1 protein-coding gene is annotated in these 410 nt (G+C 71.2%); it reads left to right on the forward strand.

What is annotated here, in order from left to right; all coding sequences use genetic code 11:
• On the forward strand, nt 1–291 hold a 291-nt coding region (locus M3149_RS22845), incomplete at its 5' end, for a hypothetical protein (protein ID WP_251711637.1).
• Nucleotides 292–410: the final 119 nt, after the last annotated feature.

The following is a 410-nucleotide window of genomic DNA, read 5'->3' on the forward strand; positions in this document are numbered from 1 at the left end:
GAGTTCACCGACGCCACCACCAGGACGCCGGTTGACGACCTGCAGCCGTTCCTCGCCGCAGCCGGCCACGTGGTGATGATGCGGGCCGACGCCCAGACCTTCGCCCACGAGCACGCCGAGGTCGAAGACGCCCAGGGACGCCCGATCTTCGCCCTCCCCGGGCAGACGTTCGGTCCCGAGCTCGACGTGCACGCCGAGTTCGACACCCCCGGTGTCTACCAGCTGTGGGGCCAGTTCCGGCTGGCCGACGGCGACGTCGTCACGGTGCCGTTCACGATCGAGGCATCCTGACCCGACCCCCAACGCTGCCGGCCCGTCAACCCCGAGGCGGGCGGCAGCACCCTGACCGGCCCCCCACCACCCCTCCAACATCAACCAGCTGACCCACTCCCGCCCGCCCATCCCCCTCT

Source organism: Hydrogenophaga intermedia (genome assembly GCF_023715105.1).
Taxonomy (GTDB): Bacteria; Pseudomonadota; Gammaproteobacteria; order Burkholderiales; family Burkholderiaceae_C; genus Hydrogenophaga; species Hydrogenophaga intermedia_A.